This is a genomic window from Brachybacterium netajii (SeqCode) (genome assembly GCF_054114245.1).
In genome coordinates, this window is the sequence record NZ_JBSYXB010000004.1 from 63,552 (window position 1) to 80,346 (window position 16,795).

Genomic DNA, 16,795 nt, shown 5'->3' on the forward strand with positions numbered 1-16,795 from the left:
CTGTCCGCCGCTCAGGTCACATCGAGGATGAACGTCGCATGACGTCCCGCGATGCCGGCGGACGAGGAGCAGGGACATGACGCAGCAGCAGGACGCAGGGCCCGGCCGCCGACGGGCGCTCCCCGAGACCGACGACCGGGACGCCCCCGACATCCGGCAGGAGACCCGGAAAGCGGCCCTGGCCTCCCTCGACGAGGCGCGGGCCGAGGAGATCGCGAGGACCGTCGAGGCCGTCGGCGCCGAGATCGGCACCGTCGTCGAGGGCAAGCAGCCGGTCGTGAGGCTGGCGCTGATGGTGCTGCTCTCCGGCGGCCACCTCCTCATCGAGGACATCCCCGGCGTCGGCAAGACGATGCTCGCGAAGTCCCTCGCCGCGGCCCTCGGCGCGACCCGCCACCGCATCCAGTTCACCCCGGACCTGCTGCCCGGCGATGTCACCGGCGCGAGCATCTACAACCAGGCGACCGGGCAGTTCGAGTTCCGCGAGGGCGCCGTCTTCACGCAGATCCTGCTCGCCGACGAGATCAACCGGGCTTCCCCGAAGACCCAGTCGGCGCTCCTCGAGGCGATGGAGGAGAGGCAGGTCAGCGTCGACGGCACCACCTATGCGCTCGACGAGCCGTTCATGGTGGTCGCGACCTCGAACCCCGTGGAGATGGAGGGCACCTACCGCCTCCCCGAGGCGCAGCGCGACCGCTTCCTCGCCCAGACCTCCATGGGCTATCCCGTCCCCAGCGCCGAATCGCGGATGCTCGCCGCGCAGTCCGGGCCGGTGCCCGACGGCGACCGCGACGTCCTCGGCGCCCTGCGCGCACGCACCACGCCCGAGGAGATCGCCGCGCAGGTGCGCGACGTCCGCCGCGTCTACGCGGCGCCCGAGCTGCTGGACTACGTCGTGCGCCTGGCGACCGCGACCCGCACCCACCCGCAGGTCGCCCTCGGCGCCTCCCCGCGCGCCGCCGTGCACCTGGTGCGGGCCGCGAAGGCGCACGCCGTCCTCGAGGGCAGACCCCACGTGACCCCCGACGACATCCGCGCCGTGAGCATGCCCGTGTGGCGGCACCGCCTGCACCTGACGCCGCAGTCGCTGTCCCGCGGCGCCGGCTCCGGCGAGATCATCGAGCAGGTGCTGGACTCCACGGGCCTGTCATGACCAGGTCCCCGGGCCTCCCGGCGCCGCGGCGGCGCCGGGTGCTGCGCCCCACCCTCCGCGGAGGCCTCGCCGCCGTGCTCGCCGTGCTGCTGTGGGTGCTCGCGGACTCCACCGCGCTCGTCCCGCCGCGCGTGCTCGCCGCCGCGCTGCTGATCGCGCTCGCCGTCGGCGCCGCCTGCATCCTGCTCGCCGCGATCGGCCTGCAGGGGACCAGGCGCCTCGAGGACGACGCGGTGCCCGTCGGCGGCACCGCCCGCGTGCACGCCGCGCTCGGGCCCCGCAGCGTCTTCGCGCGGATCCCGCTGGGCCGCGGCGTCCTGCGCGAGCACCTGCCCGCGGACCTCGGCGGCACCGGCGACCTGCCGCTGCGCGCGAGCATGCCGCACGTGCTGCGCATCCAGCGCCGCGGAGCCCACCCCCTCGGCCCCTACTCGCTGGTCGTGCAGGACGTGCTGGGCATGTTCCACCTGCGATGGACCGCCGACGACGGCCTCCGCGTCACCGGTCTCCCGCCCGTGACCCCGCTGGCCGCCCCCGCGGTCCGCGCCGCCGGGATCTCCCGGCGCGAGGGCGCCGGGGCGCTCGCCGGCGGCCTCGGGGAGATCGGCCCGATCGCGCGCCCGTACGTCGCGGGCGACGAGATCCGTCGCGTCCACTGGCGGGCGAGCGCCCGCACCGGCCGCCTCATGACCCGCGAGGACGAGCCCGTCGCCGGCCAGAGTGCCGTGATCGTCCTGGACACCGGCCGCGGCGGCGGCGCCCCCGCCCCGCCCCGGCGGCGCGCCGCCGAGCGCGAGGAGCGCCGGGCCCGCGAGGAGCGCCGCGCCCTCGAGGACCGCCTGGTCGCGCATGCGGCCTCCGTGCTCGAGAGCCTCGGCACCCACGGCTGGACCGTGCGCGTGCTCGACGCCTCCGGCGACGAGATCACCCGCGCCCCGCGCCGCCGCTCCCAGGACGGCCGCTCCCCGGTGGGCCGCGAGGCCGACGCCGCAGGCCTGCGCGGCTCCCTCCTCGCCCTCGCCGAGGTCGACTTCGACGACGAGATCCCCGAGCGCGTCGTCGGCCCCGACCACGCCTCCGGCGACACCGCCCTCGCGATCGCGCTCGGCATCGACGACGGCGACCCCTTCCACGGCATCGAGCTCGACCGCTTCGCCGGCCGCGCCCTCCACCGCACCGCCATCGCCCTGCGCGCCGACGCGGCGCCGGGCGCAGGACCGGGCGCCGGGGCGGCGGGCGCGGGGGAGCGGCCGGCCCCCGTCGTCGGCCGCATCGGCGCCTGGACGCTCGTGCAGGGCACCGCCGCCGACGAGCTCGAGGACCTCCTCGCGCTCGCCGGCCAGCCCACCGGCCCGCACGCCGGCCAGCCCGCCGGTCCGCACGTCGGCCCGTCCGTCGGCCAGCCCGCCGGTCAGCAGGCGGCGCGATGAGCCGGGGTCCCGTCGTGCCGCTGCTCGGACGCCCCGCGCTGCCGCGGGCGCAGGCCGCCCGCCGCGGCCTCGTGCTGCTGGTCGCGCTGCTGCTCGCCTCGACCCCGCTGTCGCTGATCCTCGCCGGGGCCAGCTGGTTCGAGCTCGTCGCGACGGGCGCCGTCCCGGTCCTCGCACTCGCCGCGCTGCTGCGCCTGGCGGGGTTGCGGCCGGTGCTGGTCGCCGTCGCCGAGCTGCTCGTCGTGGTGATCGTCGTGATCGCGACCGAGGTCGGCCACGGGCTCGTGTCCCTCGGCGAGCCCGTCGGCCTGATCGGCGCACAGGCCGGGATCCTCACGGCCGCCGTCGGGGAGATCGGCGCCGGTCTCGCGCCGCTGACGGTCGGGGCCCGCGGCAGCGTGCTCGTCGTGCTCATCGCGGCGCTCGTCGCCCTCGTCCTGGACCTGCTGCTGGTGGAGATGGGCTGGCACACGCCCGTCGGCCTCCTGCTCATGGGCTTCGTGCTGCTGCCGTCCCTGCAGGCGCCCGACGGCGGCGCCTGGTGGACCGCCGTCGGTCCGATCCTCGGCGGCATGATGGTGCTGGCGATCCGCGCGGTCCACGCGGACCCGGCGAACGTCGTCGGCGACACGCGGCCGCAGGCCGGACCGCTCCCGAGACCGCTGGTGACCATCGGCGCCGCCGTCAGCGCGGTGCTGCTCGTCGCGGGCCTCGCCCTGCCCGTCGCCGCCCTGCTGCCGCAGGTCGCCCCCACGCAGGTCGCCCTCGACATCGACGTCGTCAACGCCTGGCGCAACAACGAGGGCCAGCAGCTCGGCTCCATCGGCATCGCCGAGGACGCCTCGGTCCGCCGCAGCCTCCTGCAGGAGGACCCCGTCGAGGTGCTGCGCTACACGACCGACGCCTCGTCCTCCTCCGTGGCGTCCTCTTCTTCGTACCTGCGGATGCTGGTCCTGACCCGCTTCGACGGCGAGACCTTCTCCGCGCCCGGCGAGAACGACGTCACCGTGCTGCCCGAGGTCAGCTTCTCCGACGCCCGCGAGGACGGCCTCGCCGTCAGCGGCGACACCAGCCTGCTCACCGACTACGACATGACCCTCACCGAGGTGCTCAGTCTGCGCCTGCCCGTCCCCGCGAACGTCCGCGCGGTCAGCTCGACCCTCGACGCGGTCTCCGAGGCGATCACGATCGACGATGTCTCCGGACAGGTCGCCCTCAGCGAGTACCCGGCGCTCGCCAACGGCGACGGCTTCCCCGGCTCCAGCAGCAGCACCGGCCAGAAGCTCGCCTACACCGTCACCGCCGAGGAGAGCCCGGCGACCGCCGCGCAGCTGCGGGCCGTCCCCGCGAGCACCGTCGGCAGCCCCCTCGAGATCGGCTACCTGCAGGCCTCCGAGGTCCCCGACGCCGCCCGCGAGCTCGCCGACCAGCTCGTCGAGAGCACCGGCGCCACCACCGCCTACGACACGGCCATCGCCTTCCAGGACTACTTCCGCACCTCCTTCGACTACTCCCTCACGGTCGCGACGCCCCGCGGCCAGGACCCGCTGGAGTCCTTCCTCGCCGACCGCATCGGCTACTGCGAGCAGTTCGCCTCGACGTTCGCGCTGATGATGAACTCGCAGGGCTACTCGACGCGCGTCGTCACCGGCTTCACCCCCGGCACCACCACCGCCGACGGGGAGCACGTGGTCTCGACCTCGAACGCCCACGCCTGGCCCGAGGTCTACTTCGGCCCCGACTACGGCTGGGTCCGCTTCGAGCCGACCCCGGCCGCCGCCGGCAACGGCGTCTCCGCCCCCGACCGCGAGACCGGGACCGAGGACACCGCCACCTCCGAGGACACGGTCGCGACCACGGCCCCCGCCGAGGAGACCACCGCGGCGGACGAGCCGACCGATGCCGCCGACACGACGGAGACGGCCGCCTCCGACGCCTCCGACCAGGGCGGCACCACCGGCCTCGACGCCGGCGAGGCCGCCTCCGACGCCCTCCGCGGGATCCTCGGCCTCATCGCCCTGGCCGTGCTCGCGGTGGCGGCGCTCGCCGTGGCCGTCATCGTCCTGCGCCGACGCCGGGACCTCGCCCGCCAGGCCCGCTGGGACGCCCTGACCGGCTGGGCCGGCGGGGCCGACGGCGGAAGCGGCGGGTCCGGGGGCGGGCCCGGCGGGGGCGCGGGGCCGAGCGCGGAGGAGGTGCGGCGCCGGGCGGGCCTGCTCGCCTGGTCCGAGATCCGCGCCGAGCTGCACGGACGCCACCGGGCCGTGGCGATGCTCGGCTGGACCGGGCTGTGGGGCCGCCCCGTCGTCGACCCCGTGCTCTCCGACGCGCTGCCGCCCACGCAGGCCCTCACCGCGCTCCTCGACGAGTTCGAGGAGCACGGCGTCGAGGTCGGCGACGAGCATCGGCTCGCCGCGGCGCTCATCGGCTCCGCCTGCGCCGCCGCCCGCTACGCCGTGCCCACCTGGGTCGCCGAGGAGCGCGCCGCCCGTCGGACGGACAGCGGGGCGGACGACGGTGGGGCGGACGGGGCGGAGGCCGAGCGGATCGCCCGCGACACCATCACGATGCCGCTCCAGGCCGAGACCGACGTGCTGCTGCGCCTCATCCGCCGCGCGCGGTGATCGTGCGCGGCGCGCGGTGAACGTGCGCCGCGCGCGGCAGCGGCGGGGGACCGGCGCGCGGCGAGCTCGAGCCGCGAGCGCGACGGGGCGCGGATGTCGATCCGGTGACATCCGCTCGACCGCCGCACGGCGGCCGGTGCTACGCTCACGCTCGAATGAATCGCATTCTCCGGGGTCAGTGAAAATCTGAGCCGGCGGTGACAGTCCGCGACCCGGCTCCTTCGAGAGCCGGTTGACCTGGTGGAACTCCAGGACCGACGGTGAAAGTCCGGATGGGAGGAGATGCGACGTCGACCTCGTCGGCGTCGGCGACGCCTGTGCGCGCCTGATGCCGCGGCGCGGTCGGCGTCCGCGCTACGCGCATCGCCCCGGGACAGGTCTATCCCGGGAGGACCCTCGTGCCAGCGCACCGGACGTCCGCGTCCGCCACCCCCTCCGGCCACGGCACCGCCGCGGTCTCCGCCGTCGAGCTCGCCGCCATGCGCCGCGCCCTCGACCTCGCCGTCCTCGGCCCCGTCGACGACGCGAACCCGCAGGTCGGCTGCGTCCTCCTCGCGCCCGACGGCACCGTCCTGGGCAAGGGCCATCATCGCGGGGCCGGCACCCCGCACGCCGAGGTCGAGGCGATCGCCGACGCCCACCGCCGCGTCGCCGAGGCCGCCGCCGAAGCAGCTGCCGAGGCCGCCGCTGAGACGGATGCCGCCCCCGCACCCGCCGTCGCGGATGCCGCGGACCTGCTGCGCGGCGCGACCGCCGTCGTCTCCCTCGAGCCCTGCGACCACACGGGCCGCACCGGCCCCTGCAGCCTCGCGCTGCTCGAGGCCGGCGTCGCGCGCGTCGTCTACGCGCTGCCGGACCCGGGCCGCGCCTCCCACGGCGGTGCCGCGCGCCTCGCCGCGGCCGGCGTCGACGTCGTCGGCGGCGTGCTCGCGCCCGAGGCGATGGCGCTGATCGGCCCCTGGTACCGGCGGGTCGCCGCCGAGAACGTCCACCTGATCCTCAAGACCGCGAGCACCCTCGACGGCCGCATCGCCGCCGCCGACGGCACCAGCCGCTGGATCACCGGGCCCGCCGCCCGTGCCCACGCCCACGAGGTCCGTGCCCGCACCGGCGCGATCATCGTCGGCACCGGGACCGTCGAGGCCGACGACCCCGCGCTCACCGCCCGCCCCGACCGCCCCGCGGCCGACCCGTCGGCCGGTCCGGCAGCGGACCCGTCGGCCGGTCCGGCGGACGACTCGTCGGCCGACGAGCCGATCGTGCAGCCGCTGCGGGTCGCCGTCGGGCGCCGGCTCCTCCCCGAGGACGCGGCGATCCGCGGGACCGACGGACGGTTCCTGCAGGTCGAGAGCCTTGATCCGACGGACGTGCTGGCGGCGCTCGCCGCCCGCGGCATCCACCACGCGGTGCTCGAGGGCGGGCCCGTCCTCGCCTCCGCCTTCCTGCGCGCCGACGTCGTCGACGAGATCCACGCCTACATCGCCCCCGTCCTGCTCGGGGCCGGGCGCGGCGCCGTCGGCGACCTCGGCATCACCACCCTCGAGGACGCCCGCCGCTTCCGCACCGAGCGCGTCGAGCAGCTCGGCGAGGACGTCCTGCTCATCGCCCGCCGCCGACCGGCCGCCGCCTCGGCCGCGCCCGAGCCCGTCGTGCCCGAGCCCGTCGCGCCCGCGGCCGACGAGCCCCGCTGACCACCCGCCCCTCCCGGAAGGAGACCGCCATGTTCACCGGCATCGTCGAGGAGATCGGAACCCTCGAGTCCATCACGCCGCAGCCCACGGGGGAGGCGCGCCTGCTCGTGCGCGGGCCGCTCGCCGCCTCCGACGCCCGCCTCGGCGACTCCATCGCCGTCGACGGGGTCTGCCTGACCGTCGTCGACCTGCCCGGCGACGGCACCTTCGCCGTCGACGCCGTCCCCGAGACCCTCCGCCGCACCGCCCTCGGCCGCCGCGAGGCCGGCTCGCGCGTCAACCTCGAGCGCGCCCTGCGGGCCGACGCCCGCCTCGGCGGCCACATCGTCCAGGGCCACGTCGACGGCGTCGGCACCCTCCGCTCCCGCACCGGCTCCGGCCGCTGGGAGGACCTCGTGATCGCGCACGACGGCCGCCTCGCGCCGCTGATCGCCGAGAAGGGCGCGATCACCGTCTCCGGGGTGTCGCTGACCGTCACCGAGGTCGCCGACGACGCCTTCGGCCTCTCCCTCATCCCCGCGACCCTCGAGGCCACGACGCTCGGCGCCCTCGGCGTCGGCGACGAGGTCAACCTCGAGGTCGACGTCCTCGCCCGCTACGTCGCCCGCCTGCAGGCCTTCCCGGCAACAGCGGCATCGGACGCCGCGTCGGCCGACGGGGAGGAGCGGTGACCGCCCTCGACGGTCCCGCGGCCGACGGCCCCGCGCTCGACGGCCCTGCCGCGACGCGGATCGAAGCGGCGCTCGCGGCGCTGCGCGCGGGACGGCCCGTCCTCGTCGCCGACGACCACGACCGCGAGGACGAGGTCGACGCGATCCTCGCCGCCGAGCTCGCGAGCCCCCGCTGGGTCGGCTGGTCCGTGCGCCGCAGCTCCGGCTACCTGTGCGCGCCCATGCCCGACGAGCGCGCCGACCACCTCGACCTGCCGCTCATGGTGCCCCGCACCCAGGACGACCTCCGCACCGCCTACACGATCAGCGTCGACGCCGCCGAGGGCGTCACCACCGGCATCTCGGCGACCGACCGCGCCCGCACCCTGCGGGTCCTCGCCGACCCGTCCTCCGACGCCGGCGACCTCATCCGTCCCGGGCACGTGATCCCGCTGCGGGCCGTCCCCGGCGGGGTCCTCGAGCGCCCCGGGCACACCGAGGCCGCCGTCGACCTGTGCCGGGCGGCGGGCCTCGCGCCCGTGGGGATGATCGGCGAGCTCGTCCGCGACGACGGCGAGGTCATGCGCCTGCCCGAGGCGCTCGAGCTCGCCGCTGCCGAGGACCTCGTGCTGATCACCATCGCCGAGCTGCGCGACTGGCTGCGGGAGCGGGGCGCGCAGGCGCCGGCCGACGAGCGGTCGTCGGCCGAAGCCGATCCGACGGCCGGGACCGGCACGACGGCGGGGACCGGCACGTCGGCGGGCGCGCGCCCGTCGGCCGCGGACCGGGTTGAGCACCTGGTGAGCGCGCGCATGCCCACGCGGCACGGCGAGTTCACCATCCACGGCTATCGCGACCGCCGCACCGGCGCCGACCACGTGGCGCTCGTCGCCCCGCGGCCCGCCGCGGCCCCGGCCGACGGCCCCGCCGCGACCCCGGCCGACGGCGGCCCCGCCGCGTCCGCCGCGCCTGCCGGGTCCGGCGATGCGGCGCTCGTGCGGATCCACTCCGAGTGCCTGACCGGCGAGGCCTTCGGCTCGGCGCGCTGCGAATGCGGGCCCCAGCTGGACGCCGCGCTCGCGCGCGTCGCCCGGGACGGGGGAGCGGTCGTCTACCTCCGCGGCCACGAAGGGCGCGGGATCGGCCTGCTCGAGAAGCTCGCCGCCTACGACCTCCAGGACCGCGGGCGCGACACCCTCGAGGCGAACCTCGACCTCGGGTGGCCCGGTGATCTGCGGGAGTACGGGGCCGCTGCCGCGATCCTCCAGGATCTCGGACTGGACCGCGTCGCCCTGATGACGAACAATCCGGACAAGGCCGAGGCGCTCGCCGCGCACGGGATCGAGATCGTCGAGCGCGTCGGCCTCGTCGTCGGTCGCACCCCCGAGAACCTCGACTACCTGCGCACGAAGGCGCGCTCGATGGGGCATCTGATCCCCGCCGACGCGCTCGAGGACGCCGCCCCCGTCGGCGAACCTGCCGAGGACCCTGCCAGCGACTCCGTCGGCGACCCCGCCGACGATTCCACACCTGCCGCGCCTGCGGCGCCCCCTACCGAGAGGACACCGTCATGAGCGGAGCCGGAGCCCCCACCCTGAAGACCGACGGCAGCGATCTGCGCGTCGCCGTCGTCGCCGCCAGCTGGCACGACGTCGTCATGGACGGCCTGATCGCCGGCGCCCGTCACGCCCTCGACGCCGCTGGCGTCACCCGCGTCGACCTCGTGCGCGTGCCCGGATCGTTCGAGCTGCCCGTCGGCGCCCTCCACGCCGCGGAGAAGGCCGACGCGGTCGTCGCGCTCGGCTGCGTCATCCGCGGCGGAACCCCGCACTTCGACTACGTCTGCCAGGCGGCGACCCAGGGCCTCTTGGACGTCTCCCTGCGCACCGGCAAGCCCGTCGGCTTCGGCCTGCTCACCTGCGACACCGAGCAGCAGGCGCTCGACCGGGCGGGGCTCGAGGGCTCCGTCGAGGACAAGGGCGCCGAGGCCGTCGAGGCCGCCATCGCGACGGTCAAGGCCGTGCGCGGCATCTCCGGCGCGAACGACGGCCTGCGCGCCCGCATCGGGTTCTGACCCGGGCGGCCCGTCGGGCCGGGCCGGACCATCGGGCCGCCCGTCGGACCGGGCGGCCGGGGCGGTGGGAACTCCCATCGCCCCGGCAATCCCGACCGGACTGCTCGATTCTGCGCGGTATCGCCGTGCCGCGCGCAGGAGCGCGCGGGATGTCATGATTGCTCGGTGACTCCGCGACGCCGATTCCCCGCCTCCGTCTACCGCGACGGCGACGAGCCCGACCCCCGCTTCAGCCTCGCCAACGAGCGCACCTTCCTCGCCTGGCTGCGCACCGCGCTCGCGATGTACGCAGGCGCCTTCGCCCTCGAGGCGCTCGCCCTGCCCGTCGCCGAGGGCTGGCGCATGGCCTCGGCGATCGTGTTCCTCGTGCTCGGCACCCTGTGCGCCGTGCAGGCCTGGACCGGGTGGATGGCCACCGAGCGCTCGCTGCGCCGCGGCACCCCGCTGCCCGGGCCCGCCGTCGGCGCGATCATCGTCATCGGCGTCGTGCTCGCCGCGGCGCTGGTGACCATCGGAGTCTCGGTGTGAGCGACGAGGATCCGCGCGCGGGGGAGGCGGGCGCCGAGCCGGCCGTCTTCGACCCCGGGCTCCAGCCCGAGCGGACGCTGCTCGCGTGGCGCCGCACCTGCCTGTCCTTCGGGGTGGCGTCCGTCGTCGGCATGCGCTTCGCCCTCGAATCCCTCGGCGTGATCGCCGTGGTGATCGGCGTGATCGGCGCCGGGCTCGCGGTCCTCTCCTACGCCCTCACGGCGATCGGATACAGCAGGGCGACCCACAGCCTCCACGCCGAGGGCCGGCTCGGGCGGGACGGCATGCCCGTCCTCCTCGCGACCGCCGCTGTCCTCGTCATCGGCGCGATGTGCGCGCTCGTGGTGCTGCGCGGGATCCCGCAGGTCCTCTGAGCTCCTCTGCGCACGGACACGACGATGGGCAGGGCCGCAGCCCTGCCCATCGTCGTCCGGAGCGCGCTCTCTCGGGTGCCGGTCAGACCCCGTGGTTGCGGCCGAAGCGGCGATGCGGAGCCTGCTGCTCGAAGATCCGTGCGGCCTTCAGCGAGTCGACCTCGCCGACCACCGGGTTCGGCTGATGCGTGGCGCGGGTGCCCGTGTACAGCGTCAGCAGGTTCATCGAGACCGCACGCTGGTTGCGGTGGCCCAGGAGCTTGGCGACGTGCACGCCGAGCCACGCGAACCAGCCGACGGTGCCGTTGAGGCCGATCGAGCCTGTCACCGGCAGATCCGGCAGCTCGGCGATCGCGGCGCGGCGGCCGATCGTCGCCATGGTGCCCAGGTTCTTGTAGCGGAACGGCTTGACGGACTTCCCGCGCACGTCCGCGTCGATCGCGCGGGCGACCGCCTGGCCGCCCTGGATCGCGGGCTGCGCAAGCTGGGGGAGCTCATCGTCCTGCGCGGCGATGTCGCCCGCGGCGTAGACGCCCGGGAAGCCCTTGACCTGCAGGTCGGGCTCGACGGCGATGCGGCCGCGCTTCGTCTGCGGAAGGCCCCACTCCTTGACGACATCGGCGATGCCGACGCCCGCCGCCCAGATCGTGATGTCCGATTCGAGGACGGACTCGTCATCGAGCACGACATGGTCGTAGCCCACCGACTTCACGCCGTGCCCCAGGCACAGCGAGACGCCGCGGTCCTCGAGCTCGGAGGCCGCGTACTCGCGGAACTCCTCGCGGAACTCCTTGATGAGCTCCTTGCCGCGCTGCACGAGGGTGATCTGCAGGGTGCCCGGGTCCATCTCCGGGTAGAGGATGTCCAGCTCCTGCTCGCGGAAGTCCGCGAGCGCACCGGCGATCTCCACGCCCGTCGGCCCGCCGCCGACGATCGAGACGTGCAGACGATCGCTCCGGTCCTCGGCGCGGCTCGCGCGCTCGAGCTCCGAGAAGACGCGGTCGCGGATCGCGAGGGCCTGCGAGCGCGTGTACATCGGCATCGCATGCTCCTCGGCGCCCGGGGTGCCGAAGTAGGTGGTGGTCGCGCCGTTGGCGAGCACCAGGTAGTCGTAGGCGAGCTCCTGGTTGCCGATCTGCCCCTCGTCGAGGGTGATGACCTTGCGCTCGGGATCGACGCCGACGACCTCGCCCTGGCGGTAGCGCATGTTGGGGACCTTCAGCGACAGGCCCCGCAGGAACATCGTGACGTCGCCCGGGTTCAGCCCCGCGGTCGCCACCTGGTACAGCAGCGGCTGGAAGGTCTTGTAGACGTTGCGGTCGATCAGCGTCACGCGCACCCGGGTGTCGCGCAGGCCGAGCACGGCGTTCGCCCCGGCGAAGCCGCCGCCGACGATGACCACGTGGGGCCAGCTCGCCCCGTCTTTCGCAGGGACGGTGGGGCGGCGGGCGATGAACGGCATCACCATGGAGAGCTCCTTCGGGAGGACGCCGGGGGTCGACCCGGGGTCGCCGAGTCGGGCGGGGCCCGTCGTCGGGTGGGGAGAGGTCTGTCGGAGGCGCGGCCGTCCGTGCTGTGCTCGCGCGGGCGGTCTCGTCGGGAGTCGTGGACGATCGTAGCCGGACGCAGGGGCCCGCTGTCATCACTGCGGGCGAGTCCGTGAGGGACCAGACGAAGGTCCCGACGGAAAGTCGGACGGAGCGCCGGACGGGAGCGCGGAGAGCGGGCTCTCCACCCCGGCCAGCGCGGCCAGGCGCGACCACAGCTCCTCCGCCGCCCCGGCGCCCGGCGCGGCGGTGCGCGCGGGCGGCGCGATGCGCACCGGCGCTCCCGCGATCCCGTTCGCCGGCGCGAACAGCTCGCCGCCGCGCGCCGACGGATCCGTGAGCGCGCGCACCGCCGGCCAGGCGGCCGCATCCTTCCCCTGGGCCCAGAGGGAGAACGGATTGCGACGGTGCGGCGTGCTCGCGTCGTGCACGCCCGGGCGCTCGGGCGTGCGCGCGTCGACTCCGATGCCGGGGCGGTCCAGGATCGAGACAACCGGCGCGTCGGCCGCCCGCAGCCGACGGTCCAGCTCCAGGGCGAGGACCTCGGTGATCGCCTTGGCCTGCGTGTACGCGGCGACGCCGAGCCGCGGCGGGCGCAGCGGGTCCCGTCGGGCGAGACCCGGGGCGCGATCGACGAAGCCCGTGGAGGTGTGCACGATCCGGCTCGGACGCTCGGGTGTGCCGGCGGCGGCGAGCACCGGCAGCAGGCGCGCGATGAGCCCGACGCTCGCGACCACGTGCGTGGCGAGGGTGAGCGGGAGGCCGTCGGCGCTGCGAGCGGTCCAGCCCGCCATCGCACCGCCGTTCAGCAGCAGGCCGTCGATCCGCTCGAAGCGCTCGGGATCGGCGAGCTCCTCGGTCGCGCGCGCGACCGACTCCCGCGAGGCCAGGTCGACGACGACGGAGTCCAGCACGGCCCCCAGCACCCGTGAGCGGATCGCCGCGGCGGCGGTCTCCAGGCGAGCGGGGGAGCGGCCGGCGAGGACCACCCGCGCCCCGGCCGCGGCGAGCTGCTCGGCGGCGAAGTAGCCGATGCCGGCGGTCGCGCCGGTGATCACGTGGGTCCGGCCGGACTGGTCGGGGACATCGGACAGGGTCCAGGGGGACGGAGGGCGGCGGGTCGTGCCGGTCGTGCGGGTCATGGGGGCTCCTCGCGTCAAGCGGATTTGCTATCCGTTTCTACGCTAGCACGAAGCGGATCAGTCATCCGGTTCGGGTAGGGTCGGGGGCATGACCGTGCTCCGCTCCGACGCCGCCCGCAGCCGTGCCCGCATCCTCGAGGCCGCCCGCGGCCTGGATCTCGCCGACCTCCGCCTCAACGACGTCGCGCGCCGCGCCGGCGTCGGCGTCGGCACGGTCTACCGCCGCTTCCCGACCGTCGAGGCGCTCGTCGCCGCGCTCGCCGAAGGGGCGCTGCGCCGGCTGCGCGAGGCGACCGCCGCCGCGCTCGCCGAGCCCGACCCGGGCCGTGCCGTCGAGCAGCTGCTGAGGGAGGCGCTCGCCCTCCAGCTCGACGACGCCGGACTGCAGACCGCACTGCTGGCCGACGACCCTCTCGCCCCCGAGCTCGCCGCGCTCCGCGCCGAGGCGCTCGCCGAGGCCGAGGCCGTCCTCGAGAGGGCGCGCGCGGCCGGTGCGGTGCGCCCCGACCTCACGGCGGCGACGCTGCAGCGGCTCGTCTGCGGCATCGAGCACGCGATCCGGATCGGCGACGGCGCCGACCGCGCGCTGTGCACCGAGGTGCTGCTGGCCGGGGTGCTGGTGGAGAGCCGGCCGACGGACGCGACCGGTCCGCAGGTCAAGAACAGGTCACGATGCGGCGCGGAGATGGTCGAATCTCATGCGCACGAGGACGCTCCCGGTGAATAGTCGGTGACGGACTGCGGACGGTCGGGGGTGATCCCTCGCAGGCCGCAGCGGTCTGCGATGGAATGGACGGGGCGTCGCCGCACCCTCCTCCCTTCCGTGCGCGACCGACGTCCGACCCCCGCTCCCGCACCGGGCTCCCGCCCGGCCGGGGCGCAGCCCGTTCCCCCGCTCCTCCCCGTCCCAGGAGACGCAATGCCCCTCCTCCCCGCCCGCTCCACCTGCCGCGTCGCGGCCCGGCGCACCGTCGTCGGACTCGGCGCCGCGGTCCTCGCCCTGGGCTCCGCGGCCCTCCTGCCCTTCGCCGCCGAAGCGGCCGAGACGGGCGACCAGGTCCAGCTGCTGACCTTCAACGACTTCCACGGAGCGCTCAGCGCGGCCGACGGCTTCGCCTGCACGGTCGTCACGGCCGAGGCCGCGAACCCGAACACGGTGCTGCTCAGCGGCGGCGACAGCGTCGGCGGGTCGGAGTTCTCCTCCTCGCTGCTGAACGACGAGCCCACCCTCGACTACCTCAACGCCCTCGGCGTCTCCGCCTCGGCGATCGGCAACCACGAGTACGACCAGGGCGCCGACGACCTCACCGGTCGCATCGAGTCCAGCGCCGACTTCCCCTACCTCGCGGCGAACGTCTACGTCACCGCCACGGGCGAGCGGGCCCACACGCCCTACACCGTCGTCGACGCGGGCGACGTGAAGGTCGCCGTCGTCGGCGCCGTCACCACCAAGACCGTCGGCAAGGTCAGCCCCGCCGCGATCGAGGGCCTCGAGTTCCGCGACCCGGTCGACTCCGTGAACGAGGCGATCGCCGAGCTCGACGCCTCCGGCGAGGCCTACGACGTGCTCGTCGTCTCCTACCACGAGGGCGCGAGCGGGGACGCGGCGGCCGTCGGCGAGGCGCCGGCGAACACCGACCCGATCTTCGAGAAGATCGTCACCGAGACCTCGGCCGAGGCCGACGCGATCTTCAACGGCGACTCCCACCAGCTCTACGCCTACGACGCCCCGGTCCCCGGCCAGGACGGCGAGGTCCGCCCGATCGTCCAGACCGGCTCCAGCGGCGAGTACCTCGGCTCGGTCACCCTCGAGCTCGGCACCGACGGCGACTGGGACGTCGTCGCCGACGGCACGCAGCTGATCGAGACGGAGTCCGCCGACCTCGCCGCCTGCGCCGACGACGCGACCTTCGTCGAGGCCAGCACCATCGCGACCGACGCGATCGCCGAGGCCGCCGTCGAGGCGAACAACCCCGTCGGCACCGTCTCCGCGGACATCACCACCGCCTGGGACGACGAGAAGGCCCAGTACGTCGACGGCGTGCGCACCGCGACCGGCGCGACCGGCGGCGCCGACATCAAGGGCGACGACCGCTCGAGCTTCTCCACGGCCGGCAACATGCTCGCCGACTCCATGGCCTGGTTCCTCGAGGACCGCGGCGGCTACGAGGACCAGCAGGTCATCGGCTGGATGAACCCCGGCGGCATCCGCTCCGAGTTCTGGTACGCGCAGGACGCGGGCGAGGGCGACGGCGTCGTCACCTACGGCGAGGCCAACAACGTGGTCCGCTTCGGCAACACGCTGAACACCGGCGAGGTCACCGGCGCGCAGTTCGTCCAGATGCTCGAGGAGCAGTGGCAGCGCGACGCCTCCGGTGTCGCCACCAGCGAGTTCTACGCCTTCGGCGTCTCCGACAACGTCACCTACACCTACGATCCGAGCGCCGAGCTGGATCAGCACATCATCGACGTGCAGATCGACGGCGAGCCCGTCGACCCCGACGCCACCTACACGATCGTCACCGCGAGCTTCCTCTTCGAGGGCGGCGACAACATGCACACCCTCGCCCAGGCCACGAACGTGCAGGACACCGGCGTGCTCGACCGCGACGCCCTCTCCGGCTACTTCCAGGCCGAGGAGAACGCCGACCTCGCCCCCGACTACTCGCAGCGCCAGCTCGGCCTCGAGGTCGTCGAGTCCGGCGAGTACGACGAGGCCGCCGGCGTCGACACCGACCCGGTGCTGCGCCTCAGCAACCTCGACTCCCTGAGCCTCGGCGCCCCGGAGATCACCTCCGTGACCGTCGACGCCGGCGAGTACGGCACCTTCAGCGCCGACTACACGCAGAACGCCGAGACCGGCGAGTACTCCGCCGACGTCACCCTCGAGGACTGGCTCTGCGTGCCCGAGGGCACCGAGGTCCCGATCACCGTCACGGCCGTCCCCGACACCGGCACGGCCATCACCATCGACCTGCCGTCCTTCACCTGGACCGAGGGCGGCGCGCCCGAGGCCTGCACCGTCCCCGTCGACGACGGCTCCGACGATGACGGCTCCGACGACGGCTCGCAGGGCTCCGACGACGACGCCCAGGGGTCGGATGACGACGCCCAGGGGTCGGATGACGACGCTCAGGGCACGGATGACGACGCCCAGGGCACCGACGACGACTCCGCCGCCTCCGACGCGGGCGGCTCGGACGACCAGGCCACCGGCGGCTCGACCACCGGCGGCTCGACCGGCACCTCGACCGGCGGCTCCACCTCCGGCGGCTCGACCACCCCGGTCCGCGGCGACCTCGCCCGCACCGGTGTCCCGGTCGGCTTCATGGTCGCCGGCGTGGCGGCCCTGTTCGGCGCCGGCGCCTGCGCGCTCGGCACCGGTCGCCGCCTCGGCCGCGACTGATCGGCTGCGACTGATCGGCGAGGGCGTCGGCGCGAGCCGATGACCCCCTGCTGACCGGCCGTCGGCCGACCGCAGCGGACGACGCCCCCGCGACCTCCGGGTCGCGGGGGCGTCGCGCGTCCCGGAGTGCTCCTCCCCAGGACGCGTCCGTCCCCATCGGGCGCGGGAGGGCGCCG

Annotated in this window: 13 protein-coding genes and 1 riboswitch; of the genes, 11 read left to right on the forward strand and 2 right to left on the reverse strand. The window is 75.3% G+C overall.

Translation table 11 applies throughout. The features are described 5' to 3' along the window. Window positions 1–76 precede the first annotated feature (76 nt). The 9 genes from ACXET9_RS09480 to ACXET9_RS09520 all read left to right on the forward strand — a co-directional run bounded on the left by ACXET9_RS09480 (window position 77) and on the right by ACXET9_RS09520 (window position 10,524). Complete coding sequence (locus ACXET9_RS09480) at window positions 77–1,153, forward strand: AAA family ATPase (protein WP_457886333.1); 1,077 nt, start codon at window positions 77–79, stop codon at window positions 1,151–1,153. Continuing rightward, a complete protein-coding gene (locus ACXET9_RS09485) occupies window positions 1,150–2,583 on the forward strand; it encodes a DUF58 domain-containing protein (protein ID WP_457886334.1) in 1,434 nt (477 codons plus the stop codon). Before ACXET9_RS09480 ends, ACXET9_RS09485 begins: the two co-directional genes overlap by 4 nt. Then, window positions 2,580–5,207, forward strand: a complete 2,628-nt coding sequence (locus ACXET9_RS09490; RefSeq protein WP_457886335.1) for a DUF3488 and transglutaminase-like domain-containing protein — start codon at window positions 2,580–2,582, stop codon at window positions 5,205–5,207. Before ACXET9_RS09485 ends, ACXET9_RS09490 begins: the two co-directional genes overlap by 4 nt. A gap of 160 nt (window positions 5,208–5,367) precedes the next feature. Beyond that, window positions 5,368–5,495, forward strand: a riboswitch (FMN riboswitch). Window positions 5,496–5,686: 191 nt separating this feature from the next. Continuing rightward, window positions 5,687–6,898 carry a bifunctional diaminohydroxyphosphoribosylaminopyrimidine deaminase/5-amino-6-(5-phosphoribosylamino)uracil reductase RibD gene (ribD, locus tag ACXET9_RS09495; RefSeq protein ID WP_457886589.1) on the forward strand — a complete coding sequence of 404 codons (1,212 nt, stop codon included), beginning with the start codon at window positions 5,687–5,689 and terminating at the stop codon, window positions 6,896–6,898. A 29-nt stretch (window positions 6,899–6,927) separates the two neighbouring features. After that, complete coding sequence (locus tag ACXET9_RS09500) at window positions 6,928–7,569, forward strand: riboflavin synthase (protein ID WP_457886336.1); 642 nt, start codon at window positions 6,928–6,930, stop codon at window positions 7,567–7,569. Then, complete coding sequence (ribB, locus tag ACXET9_RS09505) at window positions 7,566–9,122, forward strand: 3,4-dihydroxy-2-butanone-4-phosphate synthase (RefSeq protein WP_457886337.1); 1,557 nt, start codon at window positions 7,566–7,568, stop codon at window positions 9,120–9,122. The genes ACXET9_RS09500 and ribB overlap by 4 nt, the downstream gene beginning before the upstream one ends. Beyond that, window positions 9,119–9,622: a 6,7-dimethyl-8-ribityllumazine synthase gene (gene ribH / locus ACXET9_RS09510; RefSeq protein ID WP_457886338.1), complete on the forward strand. Its 504-nt coding sequence runs from the start codon at window positions 9,119–9,121 to the stop codon at window positions 9,620–9,622. Before ribB ends, ribH begins: the two co-directional genes overlap by 4 nt. A 165-nt stretch (window positions 9,623–9,787) precedes the next feature. Next, on the forward strand, window positions 9,788–10,150 hold the full coding sequence (locus ACXET9_RS09515; RefSeq protein WP_457886339.1) for a YidH family protein: 363 nt from the start codon (window positions 9,788–9,790) through the stop codon (window positions 10,148–10,150). Continuing rightward, a complete protein-coding gene (locus tag ACXET9_RS09520; RefSeq protein WP_457886340.1) occupies window positions 10,147–10,524 on the forward strand; it encodes a DUF202 domain-containing protein in 378 nt (125 codons plus the stop codon). The genes ACXET9_RS09515 and ACXET9_RS09520 overlap by 4 nt, the downstream gene beginning before the upstream one ends. Window positions 10,525–10,606: 82 nt before the next feature. Here ACXET9_RS09520 and ACXET9_RS09525 read toward each other — a convergent pair whose 3' ends face one another. Both ACXET9_RS09525 and ACXET9_RS09530 read right to left on the reverse strand, forming a co-directional pair. Then, the gene (locus ACXET9_RS09525) at window positions 10,607–11,992 is read right to left on the reverse strand and encodes an NAD(P)/FAD-dependent oxidoreductase (protein WP_457886341.1); all 1,386 of its coding nucleotides are present in this window, start codon (window positions 11,990–11,992) and stop codon (window positions 10,607–10,609) included. A 174-nt stretch (window positions 11,993–12,166) separates the two neighbouring features. Then, a complete protein-coding gene (locus ACXET9_RS09530; protein ID WP_457886342.1) occupies window positions 12,167–13,213 on the reverse strand; it encodes an SDR family NAD(P)-dependent oxidoreductase in 1,047 nt (348 codons plus the stop codon). A gap of 88 nt (window positions 13,214–13,301) precedes the next feature. Here ACXET9_RS09530 and ACXET9_RS09535 point away from each other — a divergent pair, with 88 nt between their 5' ends. Both ACXET9_RS09535 and ACXET9_RS09540 read left to right on the forward strand, forming a co-directional pair. Further along, window positions 13,302–13,940, forward strand: a complete 639-nt coding sequence (locus ACXET9_RS09535; protein WP_457886343.1) for a TetR/AcrR family transcriptional regulator — start codon at window positions 13,302–13,304, stop codon at window positions 13,938–13,940. A 192-nt stretch (window positions 13,941–14,132) separates the two neighbouring features. Next, window positions 14,133–16,619 (forward strand): bifunctional metallophosphatase/5'-nucleotidase, encoded by a 2,487-nt coding sequence (locus ACXET9_RS09540; RefSeq protein WP_457886344.1) that lies wholly within the window; start codon window positions 14,133–14,135, stop codon window positions 16,617–16,619. Window positions 16,620–16,795 lie beyond the last annotated feature (176 nt).

What these genes read in the sequence shown, in the direction of transcription:
- ACXET9_RS09480 (WP_457886333.1), top strand. Translation starts at nt 77, where the DNA reads ATGACGCAGCAGCAGGACGCAGGGCCCGGCCGCCGACGGGCGCTCCCC.
- ACXET9_RS09530 (WP_457886342.1), bottom strand. Translation starts at nt 13,213, where the DNA reads ATGACCCGCACGACCGGCACGACCCGCCGCCCTCCGTCCCCCTGGACC.
- ACXET9_RS09535 (WP_457886343.1), top strand. Translation starts at nt 13,302, where the DNA reads ATGACCGTGCTCCGCTCCGACGCCGCCCGCAGCCGTGCCCGCATCCTC.
- ACXET9_RS09485 (WP_457886334.1), top strand. Translation starts at nt 1,150, where the DNA reads ATGACCAGGTCCCCGGGCCTCCCGGCGCCGCGGCGGCGCCGGGTGCTG.
- ACXET9_RS09500 (WP_457886336.1), top strand. Translation starts at nt 6,928, where the DNA reads ATGTTCACCGGCATCGTCGAGGAGATCGGAACCCTCGAGTCCATCACG.
- ribD (WP_457886589.1), top strand. Translation starts at nt 5,687, where the DNA reads ATGCGCCGCGCCCTCGACCTCGCCGTCCTCGGCCCCGTCGACGACGCG.
- ACXET9_RS09490 (WP_457886335.1), top strand. Translation starts at nt 2,580, where the DNA reads ATGAGCCGGGGTCCCGTCGTGCCGCTGCTCGGACGCCCCGCGCTGCCG.
- ACXET9_RS09525 (WP_457886341.1), bottom strand. Translation starts at nt 11,992, where the DNA reads ATGGTGATGCCGTTCATCGCCCGCCGCCCCACCGTCCCTGCGAAAGAC.
- ACXET9_RS09540 (WP_457886344.1), top strand. Translation starts at nt 14,133, where the DNA reads ATGCCCCTCCTCCCCGCCCGCTCCACCTGCCGCGTCGCGGCCCGGCGC.
- ribH (WP_457886338.1), top strand. Translation starts at nt 9,119, where the DNA reads ATGAGCGGAGCCGGAGCCCCCACCCTGAAGACCGACGGCAGCGATCTG.